Source organism: Phenylobacterium sp. (assembly GCF_030645195.1).
In the GTDB taxonomy this organism is placed as follows: Bacteria; Pseudomonadota; Alphaproteobacteria; order Caulobacterales; family Caulobacteraceae; genus Phenylobacterium.
In genome coordinates this window covers 149728-166591 of sequence record NZ_JAUSLW010000198.1, presented here as the reverse complement: position 1 = coordinate 166591, position 16864 = coordinate 149728, and the positions used below count along the sequence as shown (strand labels likewise).

Below are 16864 nucleotides of genomic sequence, written 5' to 3'. Positions count from 1 at the left end.
GCGGCGAGAACACCGGTGTCATCCCGGAAAGCCTGCAGGGCTTGTCCGGGACCTAGATGCGCGGGGCGTGCCGGAAAGAGCGGCGCCTCTGGGTCCCGGTCTTCCGCTGCGCGGAAACCGGGATGACACAGTTGGATCACTCCGCCGCCATCAGAGCCGGATGGTCGTGCAGGGCGGGATCGAGCCCCTTGCCCATCAGGTCGATGAAGTTGTCGCGGTAGAAGCTACGCTTGGCGGCGTCCGAGGCGCCCTCCAGGGCGTCGTTGAACCGCTTCAGCGGATTGCGGCCGCCCTCCACGTGGGGGAAGTCGGAGGAGAACAGGCACATCTCCGGCCCGGAATTGGCGATGATCCAGGCGGTGTCCTCGTGGGGATAGGGCGTCACCCGCAACTGCCGGCGCAGGATCTCGCTGGGCCTGGCGCTCAGCCTCTGCAGCCGCTCCTCCTTGCCGAAGGCCGCGGCCCCTGAGTCCATGAACCGCATCAGGCTGGGCAGCCAGGAGGCGCCCAGTTCGATGGCCCCGAACTTCAGCCTCGGGAAGCGGTCGAAGACCCCGTCGATCACCAGGGCCGAGAGGGTCTGCCAGACCGACAGCGGGATCGCCATGAAGGTGAGCGAGGTGAAGTTCTCCGCCCCGCCGTGGAAGTCCAGAACCCGCGGCCCGCCGTTCTCCAGATAGGCCTCGTGCATCTTCTCCTCGCCGCCGACGTGGAACAGGATCGGCACGCCGGCCTCCTGCGCCACCGCCCACAGCGGGTCGAGGCCCGCATGGCTGGGGGAATGGTGCGGCGGATGGCGCGAGGGGATGATCAACCCCTTGCAGCCCATCTCGATGGCCTCGCGAGCGATCTCCGGCGCGCGTTCGATGTCCGCCAGGGTGACATAGCCGGTGGCCAGCAGGCGGCGGTCCACCGAGCAGAAGTCGGTCATCATCCGGTTGTGGGCCCGGGCCCCGGCGACGGCGAGTTCGACCTCCCCCATCTCCTCCAGGCCATAGTTGCCGAGCGCCGCGGTGGTGAAGACCAGCTGGCTGGCGAAGCCCAGCAGGTCCAGGGCCTTGGGCCGGTCGGCGTTGCGGAACGCCCCCAGGGCCTGGAAGTTCTTGCGCAGCAGCAGGTTGGCCTCATCCCCGGCGCGGAACTCCGGATCGTCGTGCAGAGCCTGGGCCTTGGCCGACCATTCGACCAGGGTGTTCTTCTTGGCGGTCTTCTCCGCGAAGGCCTCGCGGTGGCGGGCCTCCACATAGGGGATTATGGCGCCCGGAAGCTCCATGACGTGGCTGTCGGCGTCATGGATGGTCTGGCCCTCGACATAAGGCATGGCGGTTCTTCCCTGATGACGGCTTCTTTTCTTCCCCACAGTTCGGACCCAAGCGGGCGCGGCGTCAAGCTGTTCGCCCGCCACCCGGCGGCGGTGGCCCGCGACCTGATCGGCATGGTCCTGACGGTGGACGGGGTCGGCGGGCGGATCGTGGAGACCGAGGCCTATCACCACGAGGACCCGGCCTCCCACACCTTCACCGGGCCCACGGCGCGCAATGCGGCGATGTTCGGCCCGGTCGGCCACGCCTATGTCTACCGCTCCTACGGCCTGCACTGGTGCCTGAACCTGGTGTGCGGGGAGGAACCCGGCAGCGCGGTCCTGATCCGCGCCCTGGAGCCCACAGCGGGGATCGATCTCATGCGCGAGCGGCGGGGGATGGAGACGGTGCGGCTCTTGTGCGCGGGGCCGGGACGGCTGTGCCAGGCGCTCGCCATCACCCGGGCCCATGACGGCCTGGCCCTGGATCGGCCGCCCTTCGATCTCGAGCCATCAATGCAGGATTGGGAGATCGCGGTGGGACCGCGCATCGGCCTCACCAAGGGGGTGCAGACCCCCTGGCGCTACGGTCTGGCCGGCTCGAAATTCCTGAGCCGGCCATTCCCGAAAGCGTAACCGGTCCTAAAGCTGGGCCAGCAGGTAGTCGGCGGCCGAGACCTTGAACTCGCCCGGAGCCTCGACGTTGAGCTCCTTCACCACGCCGTCGTCGACGATCATCGAATAGCGCTGCGAGCGCAGGCCCAGGCCGAACTTGGAGGCGTCCATGTCCAGGCCGACGGCCCTGGTGAAGTCGCCCGCCGGGTCGGCGATCATCAGCATGGTGTCCATGACGCCCTGGTTCTCGCCCCAGGCCTTCATGACGAAGGCGTCGTTCACCGACAGGCAGACGATGGAGTTGACGCCCTTGCCCTTGATCTGGTCGGCTAGCTCCTTGAAGCCGGGCACGTGCTTGGCCGAGCAAGTGGGGGTGAAGGCGCCGGGGACGGCGAAGAAGGCGACCTTCTTGCCGCCGAAGACCTCCTCGGTGGTCATGGGCTTGGGGCCCTCGGCGGTCCCGGCGACGAGGTTGGCGCTGGGCAGCTTGTCGCCGACTTTGATGGTCATGGTCTCTCTCCCGTGATGGTCTTGAAGACCAGATAAACCCGCCGGGGCGGCGTTCAACGCAGAACTTCTGGGGTCGAGACTTGAAAGCGCCGCGATCCACCTCAAACTAGGGCCATGGACGAGGCGACCTTCCTGTCGGGCCAGCTCTTGATCGCCATGCCTGGCATCGGCGATCCGCGCTTCGAGCGCGCCCTGGTGCTGGTCTGCGCCCACGACGAGACCCACGCCATGGGCATAGCGGTCAACCGCCCGGTGGAGGGCTTGACCGTGCCCGACCTGCTCAAGCGGCTGGAGGTGAAGGCCGACATCGAGGTGCCGCCGGACCTGGTGCTGATCGGCGGGCCCGTGCAGCGCGACCGCGGCTTCGTGGTCCACACCGACGACTACAGCGCCGGCGACAACAGCATCGAGCTGGGCGGCGGGGTGGCGCTCACCCCCACCCGCGAGGCCCTGGAGGCCATGGGCGCGCAGGACCATCCCCGGCGGGCCCTGCTGGCGCTCGGCTATGCCGGCTGGGGCGCCGGCCAGCTGGAGCACGAGATCCGCGAGAACGTCTGGCTCACCTGCCCGGCCGACGAGGCCCTGATCTTCGGCGGCGACCACGAGCGGAAGTGGACCAAGGCTCTGGCCAAGCTGGGGGTGGACGCGAGCCTGCTGACGGCCACGGCGGGGCGGGCTTAGCCTACCTTCTCCTCGCCCCCTCTAGGGGGAGAGGTTGGGTGAGGGGGGCCTCCGCGCAGCGGAGGTCTTACCGAGCGCGGAGTGACAACGGACCCTCAGAAAGAGCCCTCACCCTACCCTCTCCCGCAAGCGGGAGAGGAAAGAGTTGCGATGGTCCCTACCCCCGCGCTTTTACCGGCGCCGCGCCGTCCACATAGCTTTCGTTGAGATAGACCTCCGCCTCCTGGGGCGACAGGGCCGGAGCGTAGCCGAAGCCCTGGCCGTAGTCGCAGCCCACCGCCAGCAGAGCCTTGGCCATCTGGGCGTTCTCCACGCCCTCGGCCACCACTTCGAGCGCCAGGTCCTGGCCGAGCTTCACGACGGAGGAGACGATCTTCGCCGAGCCCTCGTTGGTGGCCATGGTGCGCACGAAATAGCGGTCGATCTTCAGGGTGTCGAAGGGCAGGCGCGTCAGGTAGCTGAGCGAGGAGAAGCCGGTGCCGAAGTCGTCCAGGGCCAGGGCCGCCCCGGCCTCGCGCAGGTTGCGCAGGATCACCGCGGCTCGGTCGGGATCGCGCATGACGTCGCCCTCGGTGACCTCCAGCTTCAGGGCGCCCGGCGGCAGGCCGGTCTCCCTGCGGATACGCATGACGTCGGAGACGAGGTCGGGCCGGTCGATCTCGCCGGTGGAGAGGTTCACCGCCACGGTCAGTTCGCCGGCGGCCCGGTGGTCGCGGCGCCAGACGGCCAACTGCTCGGCGGCCTGGCGCATCATCAGGGCCCCCAGTTCGCTCATCAGCCCCATCTCGTCGCAGAGCGGCAGGAACTGGTCGGGGTTCATCAGGCCGCGGCGCGGATGCTTCCAGCGCACCAGGGCCTCGAAGCCCGACAGCGCCCCGGTCGAAAGACGCACGATCGGCTGGTAATAGGCGGTCAGCTCGCCGCGGCCGATGGCGCCGCGCAGGTCGCTCTCCAGGGCCAGGCGCGAGAGGCCGTCGGTCTCCATGGTCCGGCCGTAGGCGGCCCCGCCGCCGCGGCCGTTGCTCTTGGCCGACTCCACGGCGAGCTCGGCCCGGCGCAGCAGTTCGGCGGCCTCGGGCGCCTCGTCGCCGCCCGTGGCCTCCACGGCGCCGATGGACAGGGTGGGATGGATGTCGAAGCCCGCCACCCGCAGGGGCTGCTCCAGGGCCTTGCGCAGGGTCTCGGCCGCGCTGATGGCGCGGATGGGGGTCAGCAGGGCGAACTCGTCCTCGCCGATGCGGGCCATCAGGACGCCGGGGGGGAAGGCCGCGGCCATCCGCGAGCCCAGGGCGGCCAGCACCAGGTCGGCGCGCTCGTGGCCCAGGGCCTCGTTCAGGCGACGCAGGCGGTCGAGGTCGGCCACCACCAGTTCGTGCACGCCGGGCGCCTGCAGGCGCTCGCGGGCCTGGGCGATGAAACTCTTGCGGTCCAGCAGGCCAGTCAGCTTGTCGACGTCGGAGGCGGCGAACTTGGTTTCGGGAGCGACCACCCCGGCGGCCCGCAGGCCTTCCTCCAGCCAGACGCCGCGCCAGATGCAGACGCCGCCGCCGCGCATCCGCAGGCGCACGGCGATCTCGCCGCCGGGCTCCTGCACCCGCAGCACGTCTTCGGCCAGGGCCCGGTCCTGGGGCATGGCGAGCGCGCGCATGGCGGCCGAGGAACATTCCGGCGCAAGGGGGCCCAGGCCGAGCGCGCGGGACGCGCCGGTGATTCGCAGACGATCGCGCTCGGGCTCCCAGAGCCAGAGCGCCACGTCGGCGGCGCCCAACGCCTCGAGCGTCGTCGTGGCGTCCCAGATCCAACGGTCGTTCGGCATCGCCTCGACTTAACTCTGGCCACGCGCCGGCTAGACCGACACTCCCTCGTCCGGCTCCAGTGCCGCGCGAAGCGGCGAGACAAGACCGAACAGGACATGATCTCGCCAAACGCCGTTAATTTTCAAATAAGCCTTGGCGTATCCCTCCTCGGCGAACCCGGCGCGGTTGAGCAGCTTGCGACTGGGTTCGTTGGTGGGAAGGCAGGCGGCCTCCAGGCGATGGAGGGCCAGCGTGCGGAAGGAGAACAGGGTCAGCGCCCGCACGGCGGCCAGGGTTTGTCCTTGTCTTGCAAAGGGTTGGCCGCACCAGTAGCCCACCGAGGCCATCTGGGCGACGCCGCGCCGGATGTTGGAGAGGGTGATGCCGCCGGTCAGGACCTCGTCCTTGGCTCGGAACACGAAGAATGGGTAGGCGCTGCCGGCCTCCCGATCGCGCGCATAGGCCGTCAGCCTGCGTCTGAACGCCGCGCGGCTGAGATCGTCGGCCGGCCAGGTCGGCTCCCAGGGCTGCAGGAAATCCCGCGAGGCCGCGCGCAGTTCGCGCCATTCCTCGAAGTCGGCGTTGCGGGCCGGGCGCAGGAACACGCCCTCGCCCTCGACCCTTAGGCCGCTTTCCGGCGCGATCCAGTCCAGCAGGGCCATGGGGCGAAGGTCGGACGCGCCGCGAGGGGCGTCAAGCCCCGGACAGGCTCCTAGAGCACGTCAGGCGGAAGTGGGTACCGGTTCCGCCGCCCGACGTGCTCTAATGTTTTGAATCTAGACCCTTCTTGCCGTTTCAGATGGGTCCATCTGAAACGGTCAGGGTCTAGCCGAACAGGGCCTTCTGGAAGGCGTCGGCGGCCTTCAGGGCGGGCTTGGGGCCGAGCACGCTGACGGCGGCGCGGCCGGGCTGCAGCAGGCTGGCGCCCAGGCGGGCGAGGTCGGCGGCCTCCACGGCGTCGATCTGGTCGGCGATCTCGGCGGTGGTGAGCAGCCGGCCGAACAGCAGCACCTGGCCGGCCGCCTGCTCGGCGCGCGACTGCAGGGCCTCGCGGGCCATGAACATGCCGGCCTTGAGCTGGGCCTTGGCCCGGGCGAGCTCGGCGGGCTCGACCTTCTGGGCCAGGTTCTGGATCTCGCCGGCGGCCACGCGGGCCAGCTCGGCGGCGTCCTTGGCCGCGCAGCCGGCGAACACCCCCAGGACCCCGGTGTCGGCATAGGTCTCGGAATAGGCGTCCACGGCATAGGCCAGGCCGCGCTTCTCGCGCGCCTCCTGGAACAACCGCGAGGCCATGCCGCCGCCGAGTATCTCGGCGAACAGGCGCAGGGGGAAATAGTCGTCGTGGCGGACTCCGACGCTGGGCAGCAGGAAGACCAGGTTGGCCTGCTCCAGGGACTTGGACGCCGTCTCCGTGCCGCCGGTGAAGGCGGCGGGCGCGGCCTCGGGGATCGGGGCGCCGGCGGCCTGGCCGAAGTCGCGCTCGGCGAGCGCCAGCACCTCGTCCTCGGTCACCGCCCCGGAGGCCGCGAAGATCAGGCTGTCGGGAGCGTAGAGGGCCGCCCGCCAGGCCGCCAGGGTCTCGGAGGTGGCGGGCGCGATGGAGGCGTCGGTGCCCAGGATGGAACGGCCGAGCGCCTGGTCCTTGAAGGCGGCGGCCTGGGCCATCTCGAACACCACGTCGTCGGGGGTGTCGGTGGCCTCGGCGATCTCCTGGCCCACCACCTGCTTTTCCCGGGCGAGGTCGGCGGGGTCGATGACCGGGCGCTGGATCAGGTCGGCCAGCACGGCCGAGCCGAGGTCCAGGCCCCCGGCCAGGGCGCGAATCTGGAAGCTGGTGCGCTCATAGCCGGTGGCGGCGTTGATCGAACCGCCCTGGGCCTCCACCACCTCGACGATCTCCCGGGCCGAGCGGTCGCCCGCGCCCTTGAAGACCATGTGTTCGAGCAGGTGCGACCAGCCGGAGCGGGCGGCGTCCTCGAACCGCGCGCCGCGGCCGGCGACGACGGACAGCGCTACGGTCTCAAGCCCGGGGACCGGGTCGCAGACGACGCGGACGCCGTTGGAGAGGGTGTGAAGGGTGGCCAGGATCAGCTTTCCGCGAAGGCCCGGACATAGGCCTTGATGGTGTCGGCGTCAGCCGGCAGCCGGTCGAAACGCTCGGGCTTGCCCGCCAGGTTCTGGGCGCTGCGCGGCATGACCGGGGTCTCGCCGCAGGCGGCGCTGACAGCCTCGGGGAACTTGGCCGCATGCGCGGTGGAGAGCACGATGATCGGGTCGGTGATGTCCCTGGCGCGGCGCAGGGCGGCCATGCCCACGGCGGTGTGCGGATCGATCAGCTCGCCGGTCTCGTTGAGGGTGGCGACGATGGAGCGGGTGGTGTCGCGCTCGCCGACCGACATGCCCACGAAGGTCTCGCGCATCATGGCCAGGGCGGCGGGCGGGATATCGATGACCCCGGTCTCGCCGAAGGCCTGGAAGGCGCGCGCGGTCTCCACCCCTTCGCGGCGGACACCCTCGAAATAGAGCCGCTCGAAGTTGGAGGCCGACTGGATGTCCATGGCCGGCGACTGGGTCTGGGCCACCACGCCGCGGCTGTAGCGGCCGTCCTGGAAAGCGCGGGCCAGGATGTCGTTGGTGTTGGTGGCCACGATGATCTTGGAGATCGGCAGGCCCATGCGCTTGGCCATGAAGCCCGCGAAGCCGTCGCCGAAATTGCCCGACGGCACGGCGAAGGCCACCGGCCGGTGCGGGGCGCCGATCGCCACCGCGCTGGTGAAGTAATAGACCGCCTGGGCCACGATGCGGGCGAAGTTGATGGAGTTGACCGCCGACAGGCCCACGGCCTGCTTGAGGACCTGGTCGCCCAAGGCGTCCTTCAGGATCGCCTGGCAGTCGTCGAAGGTCCCCGACACCGCCAGGCAGCGCACATTGGCCTCGGCCGCCGTGGTCATGAAGCGGCGCTGCACCTCGCTGATCCGGCCGTCCGGGAACATGGCGACGATGCGGGTGTTGGCGCGGCCGCGGAAGGCCTCCACCGCCGCTCCGCCAGTGTCACCAGAGGTGGCGCAGAGGATGGTCTGGGTGCGCTTCTGGGCGCCCAGCACGTGATCGCTGAGCCGGGCCAGCAGCTGCATCGCGACATCTTTGAACGCCAGGCTCGGTCCATGGAACAACTCGGCCATGAAGCCGCCAGGATAGAGCTGCTTCACCGGCACGACCGCGGCGTGGGTGAAGGTGGCGTAGGCCTCGGCGCACATGTCGGCCAGGGTCTCGCGGGGGATCTCGTCGCCGACGAAGCGGGCCAGGATCTCGGCGGCCACATGGGCGTAGGGCTTGCCGGCGAAGGCGGCGATCTCGCTGTGGGTGAGGCTCGGCCATTCCTCAGGCACATAGAGGCCGCCATCGGGCGCTAGCCCTGCGAGGATCGCATCGACAAAGCCGACCGAGGGCGACTGCCCCCGCGTAGAAACGTACCGCATCAAGCCTTCCACCACCGCCAGAGCATGGCGGCATAGACGGCGACCAAGGCGCCCGCAAGGCCGAACCAGGTCAGCGCGTATTCCAGGTGGCGGTTGGGAATTTCCGCCGGCAGGGGCTCGGGCTTCAGGGCCTGCCAGGTGGGGTTGGAGCTGGTCTCGGCCGCCAGGATGATCGGGGCGGGCGACGGCGCCTTCAGGTGGGCGGCCATGGCCGGGATGTCGCGGGAGTACCAATGGTTGCCCGCTAGGTCGTTCTTCGGGGTCACGAAGCTGGCCTTGTCTGGCGAGCGCAGCACGCCCGCCAGCCGCACCGGGGTGCGGTCTACGAGGTCCACCGGAGGACGGGCCGAGATGGTGTCGGCCACGAAGCCGCGGTCCACCAGGATGGTGCGGTACTTGGCGCTCTCCACCACGCAGGCCGAGATCAGCCGCAGGCCGGCGCCGCTCTCGCGCACCGAATAGAGCTCAAGATAGGGGGCGCTGCCGAGACCCGGGCAATCGACGACCACGCGGGTGAAATCGGCGTTGGCGCCGTGGGCCAGGGCGTCGAGGGCGGGCCCCAGGGGTTTGGCCGGGGCGGCCTGCAGGGCGGCGACCCGCGCCAGCAGATCCTGCTTCCAGGCCAGGCGCTGGAGCTGCCAGGTCCCCAGCCAGACCAGGATGGCCGCGGCGATCAGCGTGGCCAGCGTCAGGACGAGAGGAAAGCCCTTGCGAGGCGCGGCGTCAGTCCTGTCCGTCATGCCGGGCCTCGGACGCCCTGTTGGCGAACTGGGCCGCCAGCATGATCCCCTTCATGGGCCGCAGCAGGCCCAGGCACAGGAACAGCGTCAGGGGCAGCCAGATGATCATGGTCACCCAGACCGGCGGGTTGAAGGAGAACTGGGTGAAGAGGGCGCCGAAGCAGGCCAGGAAGCCCGCGATCAGGATCACGAAGACGGCGGGGCCGTCTCCGGAGTCGGCCTTGGCCAGATCGTAGCCGCACGCCTCGCAGCGTGCGGCCACTTTCAGGAAGCCGTCGAAGAGAGGTCCCTCTCCGCAGTTGGGGCAGCGGCCCGCGAGCCCCGCCAGCAGCGGATTGTGACCACTCATGGGTTAGTGCGCTCCAGCCGCTCCGCCGAAGACGACGTAGATGAAGGCGAACAGGAACAGCCAGACCACGTCCACGAAGTGCCAGTACCAGGCCGCCGCCTCGAAGCCGAAGTGCTGCTTGGGCGTGAAGCCGCCGCCGAGCATCCGGATCAGGCAGACCGTCAGGAAGATGGTGCCGATCAGGACGTGGAAGCCGTGGAAGCCGGTGGCCATGAAGAAGGACGAGCCATAGAGGCCGGCGTTCGCGGCTTCCTCGCTGAAGAAGTACTTGTGCTGCAGGATGTGCGCGTACTCGTAGGCCTGGATCGAGGTGAAAATCACGCCGAGCAGGATGGTGAGGATCAGGCCGATCTTGGCGCCCTTGCGGTCGCCGGTCTGCAGGGCGTGGTGGCTCCAGGTGACGGTGGTGCCCGAGAGCAGCAGGGTGAGCGTGTTGACCAGGGGCAGGTTCCAGGCCGGCACCAGCTCGACGCCGGCGGGGGGCCAGGTGGCCCAGGCCGTGCGGACCTCCTCGAAGGCCGACTGCGTCCGGACCTCGTGGAACAGGGCCATCTCGAAGAAGATCCAGAACCAGGCCACGAAGAACATCACTTCCGAAGCGATGAACATGATCATGCCGTAGCGCAGGCCGATGGCGACGACCGGGGTATGGTCGCCCTGGTTGGCTTCCTTCACCACGTCCATCCACCAGCCGAGCATGGTGTAGAGCACGCCGGCCAGGCCCGCGTAGAAGACCCAGGGGGTGTGCTGGGGCAGGCCGAACAGGCCCTTCATCCAGACCACGCCGCCCAGCGCCATCACCGTCGCGGAGATGGACCCGACCAGGGGCCAGGGGCTGGGATTCACCAGGTGGTAGTCGTGCTTGACGTCGCCGGCAGACATTATCGGTCCTAACCCCTCTCAAATCTCAAAGCCGTGGGCGCCTCTCCGCAGCCCGCGGCAGTCTCAGCGCAGGCTATAGCCCCGCCTTGGTGTTTCCGCCAAGGGCCGAAGGCGCCCCCCGAGCGTGATCGCTTCAGTTTGAAGCGGTCACGCTCCGTGATTCTAAAAGTTGGAGCGTGATGCCCGCCGAAACCGGTGTCCACTTTCGGCTATCCCGCTCCAGCCTGCGATGCATCGGCGCGCCGGCTCGCCTTCTCCGCGTCGACCGACGGGAAGAAGGTGTAGGACAGTGTCACCTCGGGCTTGCCCTGGGTCTCGAAGTCCGAGGCGTATTTCGGATCGACGAAGTAAACCACGGGAAATTCGACGGTTTTTCCAGGTGCGATGGTCTGGTCGGAGAAGCAGAAGCACTCGAGCTTCTGGAAATAGGCTCCGGCCGACTCCGGCACGACATTGTACATGGCCCGCCCGGTCATCGGGACGGCCCCGTTGTTGGTGACCTTGAAGTAGGTCAGGCCCGTCTCGCCGATTCGCACCGACTGGCTGGTGTCCTCGGCCGTGAAGGTCCAGGGCAGCTCGCGGACATTGGTGTCGAAGCGGATCAGCAGCCGGCGGTCCAGCACCGTGTCGGGGGCCTTCTCGGCGCGGCGCACCACGCCGTCGAAGCCGGTCAGCTGGCAGAAGGCCTTGTAGAGCGGCACCGAGGCGTAGGCCGCCCCGACCATGCCGACGAACACCGCCGCGCAGATCGCGCCCAGGCGGCGGTTGCGGCGGGCCTGCGGGGAGAGCTCGGGCCTAGCCATTGGTGCTGGCGCCCAGGCGCACGATGGTGACGATGAAGACCAGGACCATGAACAGGGCCAGGCCAAGCGCCAGGGCGATGTTGCGGCCGCGACGGGCCTTGGCCGCGGCGTCGTTCTCGCTCTGCGGGTCGCTCATTCAAAATCCTCCGAAGGCGGGCAGGTCGAGGAGATGCTCGGCCAGCAGGGTGGCGAACAGCAGGGTCAGGTAGAGGATCGAGAAGGCGAACAGGTTGCGGGCGTCCTTGGCCGCGGCCTTGACGTCATAGAGCCCGTCGTCCTGGCGCGGGTCGGCCGCGTCGCCGGCCCGGCTCTTGAAGATCCGCCAGGCCAGGACGAGGAAGATCAGCCCCCCGCCGGCCGCCACCGCCAGATAGGTCAGGCCGCCCAGGCCGGTGAAGGCCGGGACCAGGCAGAGGGGGGTGAACAGCAGGCTGTAGATCAGGATCTGCTTGCGGGTGGAGGCCGCGCCCGCCACCACCGGCATCATCGGCACGCCGGCCTTCTCATAGTCCTCGCTGGTGTAGAGCGAGAGCGCCCAGAAGTGGGGCGGGGTCCACATGAAGATGATCGCGCACAGCAGCCAGGCGTTCAGCGGAACCGTCCCCGTCGCCGCGGCCCAGCCGATGACCGGCGGCAGGGCGCCGGCCAGGCCGCCGATGACGATGTTCTGCGGCGTCGAGCGCTTCAGCCACATCGTGTAGACCACGGCGTAGAAGACGATGGTGAAGGCCAGCAGGGCCGCGGCCAGCCAGTTCACGGTCATGCCCAGCAGCATGACGGAGAACATCGACAGCACCACGCCGAGCGCGAGCGCGTCGGCGCCCTGGACCCGTCCGGCGGGCACCGGGCGGCCGCGGGTGCGGCGCATCTTGGCGTCGATGTCGGCGTCGAACCACATGTTCAGCGCCGCCGAGGCGCCCGCCCCCACGGCGATGCAGAAGATGGCGATCGCCCCCAGGATCGGATTGATCGGGGAGTCGGCGCAGACCATGCCGGTGATGGCGGTGAACACCACCAGGGACATCACCCGCGGCTTCAGGAGCTGCAGGAAGTCCTGCCAGCGCGCGGGGACGCGGCTCGTGGGAAGGGCTGACGACATCGCCATGACTATACTTTCAACGGTCGAGGGGCGCGCACCGGAAAATCCCAGCCCGCGCCCCTCTTAGGTCTCTGGTGGAGCGGACCTAGTGGAGGTCCGGCTTGATCACCGGCAGTTCACTGAACTGGTGGAACGGCGGCGGCGAGGACAGGGTCCACTCCAGCGTCGTTGCGCCTTCGCCCCAGGGATTGGCCTCGGCCTTGCGGCGCGACACGGCGGCTTCCAGGAGCAGCAGCAGGAAGACCACCACGCCACCGGCGGTGACCAGGTAGCCGATGGTGGACACCTGGTTCCAGAGGGTGAAGGCCTCCGGATAGTCCACGTAGCGGCGGGGCATGCCCTGCAGGCCGAGGAAGTGCTGCGGGAAGAAGATCAGGTTCACGCCGATGAAGGTGATCCAGAAGTGCAGGGCGCCGAGCCACTCGCGGTACTTCACGCCCCAGATCTTCTCGAACCAGTAGTAGAAGCCCGCGAAGATGCCGAACACGGCGCCGAGGCTGAGCACGTAGTGGAAGTGGGCCACGACGTAATAGGTGTCGTGCAGGCTGTAGTCGATGCCCGCATTGGCCAGCACCACGCCGGTCACGCCGCCGACGGTGAACAGGAAGATGAAGCCCATCGCCCACAGCATGGGCGTCTTGAAGTCGATGGAGCCGCCCCACATGGTGGCGATCCAGGAGAACACCTTCACGCCCGTGGGCACCGCGATGACCATGGTGGCCGCCACGAAATAGGCCCGCAGGTTGATGGTCATGCCCACCGTGTACATGTGGTGGGCCCACACGACGAAGCCGATGAAGCCGATGGCCACCATGGCGTAGGCCATGGCGAGGTAGCCGAAGACCGGCTTGCGGGAGAAGGTGGAGACGATGTGGCTGATCATGCCGAAGGCCGGCAGGATCAGGATGTACACTTCCGGGTGCCCGAAGAACCAGAACAGGTGCTGGTACATGATCGGGTCGCCGCCGCCGGCGGCGTCGAAGAAGTGGGTGTTAAAGTTCCGGTCGGTCAGCAGCATGGTGATCGCGCCGGCCAGGACGGGCAGCGAGAGCAGCAGCAGGAAGACCGTCACCAGGATCGACCAGACGAACAGCGGCATGCGGTGCAGGGTCATGCCCGGCGCGCGCATGTTGAAGATCGTGGTGATGAAGTTGATGGCGCCGAGGATGGAGCTGGCGCCGGCCAGGTGGACCGACAGGATGGCCAGGTCCATGGCCGGGCCGGTGTGGCCCGTGGTGGAGAGCGGCGGATAGAGGGTCCAGCCGCCGCCGAAGCCCTTGCCGGGACCGCCGTCAGAGAACATCGAGGTGAGCAGCAGCACCCAGGCGGCCACCAGCAGCCAGAAGGAGATGTTGTTCATCCGCGGGAAGGCCATGTCCGGCGCGCCGATCATCAGCGGCACGAACCAGTTGCCGAACCCGCCGATCATGGCGGGCATGACCATGAAGAAGATCATGATCAGGGCGTGGGCGGTGACCACGGCGTTGTAGCCGTGCTTTGAAGCCTCGATCACCCCGAGCTGGTCCAGCAGCGAACCGGACGTGAAGACCTGGATCCCCGGCTCGTAGAGCTCCCAGCGGATCAGGCCCGACAGCGCCCCGCCCACGATCCCCGCCATGATGGCGAAGAGCAGGTAGAGGGTGCCGATGTCCTTGTGGTTCGTGGAGAAGAACCAGCGGGTGAAGAACCCGGGCTTGTGGTCGTGATCGTCGTGATGATCGTGAGCGGCGGCGTGGGCCATCTTACGCGTGTCCTGGATCAGTGCGCGGCCGGCGCCGGAGCGGGCGCGGGCGGCGTGGAAGTCGGCGCTGCGGCGGCCGGAGCCGGCGCGGCGGGATTGGTCGGGGAGGCCGGGGCCGGCGCGATGGCCGAGACCGGGACCGCGGCGTCCGCCGCGGCCGGAGCCGCGGGCTTGGCGCCGACGGCCGAACCGCCCTTGCTGGCGACCCAGGCGTCGAAATCGGCCTGGCTCAGAACGTGGACCTCGATCGGCATGAAGGCGTGATCGACGCCGCACAGCTCACGGCACTGCCCGTAGAAGACGCCCGGACGGTCGGCCTTGAACCAGGTCTCGTTGACCCGGCCGGGGACCGCGTCGGTGATCACCCCGAAGGAGGGGACCGCGAAGGCGTGGATCACGTCGGCGCCGGTGACCAGCACGCGGACCACCTGATTGACCGGGACCACCAGGGGCTCGGTGGAGGCCAGCAGGTACGGGACCTTCTTGGCCTTCGCCTCGTCCTCGGGAAGGACGTTGGAGACGAACTCGCCGATCTTCTGGTCGGGGTACTCATAACCCCAGTACCATTGGTAGCCCGTGGCCTTCACCGTCATGTAGGGCTTGGGCATGTCGTGGTAGGCGAACAGCAGCTTGAACGAGAAGATCGAGATGAACATCAGGATCAGGACCGGGACCACCGTCCAGATCACCTCGATCGGCGTGTTATGGCTCCACTTGGCCGGGACCGGGTTAGCCCGCTTGTTGTAGCGGATCACGATCCACACCAGCAGCGCCAGCACGAACAGGCAGATCACCGTGATGATCGGCAGCAGGATCATGTTGTGGAAGAAGATGGCGTCGTCGCGCAGCGGGGTCACCCCGGGCTGCAGGTCGATCGCCCCCGGCGTGGGCTGACCCACGCGATCCTCAGCCGCCAGGGCCGTGAGGCCCCAAAACGCTGTCATTGCGCCCGCGGCGGCGCCTGCCGCCAGCGCTCGCATACCCTGAAACCTCGACTTCATGTCCCCTCGGTCTGCTTGGCCGGCCGCGTCTCGCCTGAAGCGATCGCCCCCGCCGCCGTCATAGAAGATCGCGCCCCGCAACTGACGAGGCCCGGCCCTTCAGCGGGCTGCATACGCGCTCGCCGAGGCCTTGCCAAGGAAGATTGAGGCGAATCAAGGCCGGGTTTGACGGCCGTCGCCGGCTTGAATGACGGGCCCGGGGGCGCAGGCTTGATCTGCGTCCTGGCCTGCGACCTTCGGACGATGTGACGCACCGCGCGCAGACCTCGGTTATGCGAACGGCGGAAGGCCCCGCGAAGGGCGCCAAGAGCCTGTCGGCAAGCGGTTTGGGGTGACGATCGGGCCGCGAGCCCCTATCTCTGAGGCCAGCTCAGACAAGGCGCCGCGCTCATGAATGCTCACCCCTCCGCCCCCTCGATCCTGGATTCCGCCGGCGTCTCGCCCGAGCGGGCCCGCGAGATCCTGGGCGACGCCCTCCAGGGGGCCGACGACGGGGAGCTGTTCGTCGAGCGCTCGGAAAGCGAATCGTTCCTGTTCGACGACGGGCGGCTGAAATCGGCGGCCTATGATTCGTCGGAGGGCTTCGGCCTGCGGGTGGTGGCGGGCGAGACCGCCGGCTACTCGCACTCCAGCGAGATCTCCGAGGCCTCGATCCGCCGCGCGGCGGCCTCGGCCTCGCTCGCCAAGCGCGGCTATTCCGGCGGCGCCGACGAGGCCCCGCGGGCCACCAACACCAAGCTCTATGGCGAGGACGATCCCACCGCCTCCCCGGCCTTCTCCGAGAAGGTCGCCCTGCTGCAGGAGATCGACGCCTGGTGCCGCGACCGCGATCCCCGCGTCGTCCAGGTGATGGCCTCCATGTCCGGCGAGCGCCGCACGGTGGAGATCCTGCGGGCCGACGGCCGGCTGATCCGCGACGTGCGGCCCCTGTCGCGCATCAATGTGCAGATCACCGTCGAGAAGGACGGCCGCCGCGAGAACGGCTTCACCGGCGCCGGCGGCCGCGCCGGCTTCGAGGCCTGGATCGGGGCCGCCAACTGGCGGGAACAGGCCGAGGAGGCGCTGCGCCAGGCCCTGGTGAACCTGGAGGCCGTCCCCTGCCCGGCCGGCGAGATGGACGTGGTCCTGGGCGCCGGCTGGAACGGCATCCTGCTGCACGAGGCCGTCGGCCACGGCCTGGAGGGCGACTTCAACCGCAAGGGCACCTCGGCCTTCGCCGGCCGCATCGGCGAGCGGGTGGCGGCCAAGGGCGTGACGGTCTTCGACGACGGCTCCCTGCCGGGCCGCCGCGGCTCGCTCACCGTCGACGACGAGGGCACGCCCACAGAGCGCACCGTCCTGATCGAGGATGGCGTCCTGGTGGGCTACATGCACGACCGCATGAGCGCCCGGCTGATGGGCATGAAGGCCGGCGGCAACGGCCGGCGGCAGTCCTACGCCCACATGCCCATGCCGCGGATGACCAACACCGCCATGGACAACGGCAAGACCAACACCCCGCGCGCCGAGATGATCGAGGCTACCAAGCGCGGGCTCTACTGCGCCAATTTCGGCGGCGGCCAGGTGGACATCACCAACGGCAAGTTCGTCTTCCAGTGCACCGAGGCCTACCTGATCGAGGACGGCAAGATCACCGCCCCGGTCAAGGGCGCCACCCTGATCGGCGACGGCCCCTCGGCCCTGACCCGGGTGACCATGATCGGCAACGACTTCGACTTCGACCCCGGCGTCGGCGTCTGCGGCAAGTCGGGCCAGAGCGTCCCGGTGGGCGTCGGCCAGCCCTCGCTGAAGATCACGGGGCTGACGGTCGGCGGGACTTCCGTCTGAGATAACGCCGGTTGACAGGGGAATTTACACCTGTAGTTCTC

17 protein-coding genes are annotated in these 16864 nt (G+C 68.8%); 3 read left to right on the top strand and 14 right to left on the bottom strand.

Features of this window, described 5'->3' with window-relative positions; genetic code table 11:
- Positions 1-136 precede the first annotated feature (136 nt).
- Positions 137-1321: an amidohydrolase family protein gene (locus Q7T09_RS17715; protein ID WP_304701518.1), complete on the bottom strand. Its 1185-nt coding sequence runs from the start codon at positions 1319-1321 to the stop codon at positions 137-139.
- A gap of 15 nt (positions 1322-1336) precedes the next feature.
- Here Q7T09_RS17715 and Q7T09_RS17710 point away from each other — a divergent pair, with 15 nt between their 5' ends.
- Entirely contained in the window at positions 1337-1936 is a 600-nt protein-coding gene (locus Q7T09_RS17710; RefSeq protein ID WP_304701517.1) for a DNA-3-methyladenine glycosylase, read from the top strand.
- A gap of 6 nt (positions 1937-1942) precedes the next feature.
- Here Q7T09_RS17710 and Q7T09_RS17705 read toward each other — a convergent pair whose 3' ends face one another.
- Positions 1943-2425 (bottom strand): peroxiredoxin, encoded by a 483-nt coding sequence (locus Q7T09_RS17705; RefSeq protein WP_304701515.1) that lies wholly within the window; start codon positions 2423-2425, stop codon positions 1943-1945.
- A gap of 114 nt (positions 2426-2539) precedes the next feature.
- On the opposite strand from Q7T09_RS17705, the gene Q7T09_RS17700 reads away from it, so the two are divergent.
- Positions 2540-3106 (top strand): YqgE/AlgH family protein, encoded by a 567-nt coding sequence (locus tag Q7T09_RS17700; protein ID WP_304701513.1) that lies wholly within the window; start codon positions 2540-2542, stop codon positions 3104-3106.
- Between the two features lie 157 nt (positions 3107-3263).
- On the opposite strand, the gene Q7T09_RS17695 is transcribed toward Q7T09_RS17700, so the two are convergent.
- The 12 genes from Q7T09_RS17695 to coxB all read right to left on the bottom strand — a co-directional run bounded on the left by Q7T09_RS17695 (position 3264) and on the right by coxB (position 14996).
- Positions 3264-4922 (bottom strand): bifunctional diguanylate cyclase/phosphodiesterase, encoded by a 1659-nt coding sequence (locus Q7T09_RS17695; protein ID WP_304701511.1) that lies wholly within the window; start codon positions 4920-4922, stop codon positions 3264-3266.
- A 30-nt stretch (positions 4923-4952) separates the two neighbouring features.
- Complete coding sequence (locus tag Q7T09_RS17690; protein ID WP_304701510.1) at positions 4953-5564, bottom strand: GNAT family N-acetyltransferase; 612 nt, start codon at positions 5562-5564, stop codon at positions 4953-4955.
- Positions 5565-5727: 163 nt separating this feature from the next.
- Positions 5728-6990: a pitrilysin family protein gene (locus Q7T09_RS17685; protein ID WP_304701568.1), complete on the bottom strand. Its 1263-nt coding sequence runs from the start codon at positions 6988-6990 to the stop codon at positions 5728-5730.
- Positions 6990-8381 carry a threonine synthase gene (thrC, locus tag Q7T09_RS17680; protein WP_304701509.1) on the bottom strand — a complete coding sequence of 464 codons (1392 nt, stop codon included), beginning with the start codon at positions 8379-8381 and terminating at the stop codon, positions 6990-6992. Before thrC ends, Q7T09_RS17685 begins: the two co-directional genes overlap by 1 nt.
- Entirely contained in the window at positions 8381-9121 is a 741-nt protein-coding gene (locus Q7T09_RS17675; protein WP_304701507.1) for an SURF1 family protein, read from the bottom strand. The genes thrC and Q7T09_RS17675 overlap by 1 nt, the downstream gene beginning before the upstream one ends.
- Positions 9105-9470, bottom strand: a complete 366-nt coding sequence (locus Q7T09_RS17670; protein WP_304701505.1) for a DUF983 domain-containing protein — start codon at positions 9468-9470, stop codon at positions 9105-9107. The genes Q7T09_RS17675 and Q7T09_RS17670 overlap by 17 nt, the downstream gene beginning before the upstream one ends.
- A 3-nt stretch (positions 9471-9473) precedes the next feature.
- Positions 9474-10352, bottom strand: coding sequence for a cytochrome c oxidase subunit 3 (locus Q7T09_RS17665; protein WP_304701504.1), 879 nt, complete (start codon positions 10350-10352; stop codon positions 9474-9476).
- Between the two features lie 209 nt (positions 10353-10561).
- Positions 10562-11155, bottom strand: coding sequence for a cytochrome c oxidase assembly protein (locus Q7T09_RS17660; protein ID WP_304701502.1), 594 nt, complete (start codon positions 11153-11155; stop codon positions 10562-10564).
- Complete coding sequence (locus Q7T09_RS17655) at positions 11148-11291, bottom strand: hypothetical protein (protein WP_304701501.1); 144 nt, start codon at positions 11289-11291, stop codon at positions 11148-11150. Before Q7T09_RS17655 ends, Q7T09_RS17660 begins: the two co-directional genes overlap by 8 nt.
- The gene (cyoE, locus tag Q7T09_RS17650; protein ID WP_304701499.1) at positions 11292-12260 is read right to left on the bottom strand and encodes a heme o synthase; all 969 of its coding nucleotides are present in this window, start codon (positions 12258-12260) and stop codon (positions 11292-11294) included.
- Positions 12261-12339: 79 nt separating this feature from the next.
- Positions 12340-13995, bottom strand: coding sequence for a cytochrome c oxidase subunit I (gene ctaD, locus Q7T09_RS17645; RefSeq protein WP_304701497.1), 1656 nt, complete (start codon positions 13993-13995; stop codon positions 12340-12342).
- Positions 13996-14012: 17 nt separating this feature from the next.
- The gene (gene coxB / locus Q7T09_RS17640; RefSeq protein WP_304701495.1) at positions 14013-14996 is read right to left on the bottom strand and encodes a cytochrome c oxidase subunit II; all 984 of its coding nucleotides are present in this window, start codon (positions 14994-14996) and stop codon (positions 14013-14015) included.
- A gap of 390 nt (positions 14997-15386) precedes the next feature.
- On the opposite strand from coxB, the gene tldD reads away from it, so the two are divergent.
- Positions 15387-16823 (top strand): metalloprotease TldD, encoded by a 1437-nt coding sequence (gene tldD / locus Q7T09_RS17635; RefSeq protein ID WP_304701493.1) that lies wholly within the window; start codon positions 15387-15389, stop codon positions 16821-16823.
- Positions 16824-16864 lie beyond the last annotated feature (41 nt).

Coding starts and splice junctions, on each gene's coding strand:
- coxB (WP_304701495.1), bottom strand. CDS start 14,996: ATGAAGTCGAGGTTTCAGGGTATGCGAGCGCTGGCGGCAGGCGCCGCC.
- Q7T09_RS17700 (WP_304701513.1), top strand. CDS start 2,540: ATGGACGAGGCGACCTTCCTGTCGGGCCAGCTCTTGATCGCCATGCCT.
- Q7T09_RS17665 (WP_304701504.1), bottom strand. CDS start 10,352: ATGTCTGCCGGCGACGTCAAGCACGACTACCACCTGGTGAATCCCAGC.
- ctaD (WP_304701497.1), bottom strand. CDS start 13,995: ATGGCCCACGCCGCCGCTCACGATCATCACGACGATCACGACCACAAG.
- thrC (WP_304701509.1), bottom strand. CDS start 8,381: ATGCGGTACGTTTCTACGCGGGGGCAGTCGCCCTCGGTCGGCTTTGTC.
- Q7T09_RS17655 (WP_304701501.1), bottom strand. CDS start 11,291: ATGAGCGACCCGCAGAGCGAGAACGACGCCGCGGCCAAGGCCCGTCGC.
- Q7T09_RS17690 (WP_304701510.1), bottom strand. CDS start 5,564: ATGGCCCTGCTGGACTGGATCGCGCCGGAAAGCGGCCTAAGGGTCGAG.
- Q7T09_RS17660 (WP_304701502.1), bottom strand. CDS start 11,155: ATGGCTAGGCCCGAGCTCTCCCCGCAGGCCCGCCGCAACCGCCGCCTG.
- Q7T09_RS17715 (WP_304701518.1), bottom strand. CDS start 1,321: ATGCCTTATGTCGAGGGCCAGACCATCCATGACGCCGACAGCCACGTC.
- cyoE (WP_304701499.1), bottom strand. CDS start 12,260: ATGGCGATGTCGTCAGCCCTTCCCACGAGCCGCGTCCCCGCGCGCTGG.
- Q7T09_RS17710 (WP_304701517.1), top strand. CDS start 1,337: ATGACGGCTTCTTTTCTTCCCCACAGTTCGGACCCAAGCGGGCGCGGC.
- Q7T09_RS17675 (WP_304701507.1), bottom strand. CDS start 9,121: ATGACGGACAGGACTGACGCCGCGCCTCGCAAGGGCTTTCCTCTCGTC.
- Q7T09_RS17705 (WP_304701515.1), bottom strand. CDS start 2,425: ATGACCATCAAAGTCGGCGACAAGCTGCCCAGCGCCAACCTCGTCGCC.
- Q7T09_RS17695 (WP_304701511.1), bottom strand. CDS start 4,922: ATGCCGAACGACCGTTGGATCTGGGACGCCACGACGACGCTCGAGGCG.
- Q7T09_RS17670 (WP_304701505.1), bottom strand. CDS start 9,470: ATGAGTGGTCACAATCCGCTGCTGGCGGGGCTCGCGGGCCGCTGCCCC.
- tldD (WP_304701493.1), top strand. CDS start 15,387: ATGAATGCTCACCCCTCCGCCCCCTCGATCCTGGATTCCGCCGGCGTC.